2 protein-coding genes are annotated in these 609 nt (G+C 63.4%); both read left to right on the plus strand.

The genetic code is table 11. The annotated features are described in order from the left end of the window. Window positions 1-217: hypothetical protein (locus tag FQ705_RS34175; RefSeq protein ID WP_409934731.1), on the plus strand; the 217-nt coding region annotated here is incomplete at its 5' end. A gap of 7 nt (window positions 218-224) precedes the next feature. Next, window positions 225-398 (plus strand): hypothetical protein, encoded by a 174-nt coding sequence (locus FQ705_RS34605; protein ID WP_260854588.1) that lies wholly within the window; start codon window positions 225-227, stop codon window positions 396-398. The last annotated feature ends 211 nt before the right edge of the window (window positions 399-609 follow it).

The raw sequence follows: 609 nt of genomic DNA on the forward strand, positions 1-609 counted from the left end.
GCCGATACCAGCCGATACCGCCGCCAATGCGCAGGACACTCACGCGCTGCTCGATCTGCGCGACGACATGCTGCGCGAAGTCGGGCTCTACGCCGAGCTGATCGAGACCGCGGAATCCACCGGGTTCTTCGAAACCAAGTTCGTCTGCGAAGGCATCCTGTCCCGCAAGTCGGCGACGATCGAATGGCTGGGAACGCAGCAGCAGCCAGACCGATGATCTCGACATGGACCACAGCCCGGCCGGCAAGCCAGCACTCATGAAGTACGTCACCCTGCTGTACTTTCTCGTCGTCGCCCAACTGGCCGCGAAGCGGCAGCTGGATTCGTGGCTTCCCGTCGCGCAGTTGGTAGCCCTGCTTCACAACTGGATCGAAGAACACCAGATGAAATGCGACTGACGCGACCGGATCTGGCTCGGCAAGGCCTCGCTCGAGGTGGCGCGGTCCGTGCATGCCGCATATGGTCCGGGCTTCGTCGTTCCGTTCCTGTCGACGGTGGCCGAATCGCGGACGATGGCCGGTGACGCGCGCGAAAAGCGCTCCATACTCAGGACCGCCTGCTTCCATTACCTCACACGCAAGCTCTAGCGCGCTGGGCCCGTTCCCGAGC

The organism is Paraburkholderia sp. BCC1884, assembly GCF_900996225.1.
Classification (GTDB): domain Bacteria; phylum Pseudomonadota; class Gammaproteobacteria; order Burkholderiales; family Burkholderiaceae; genus Paraburkholderia.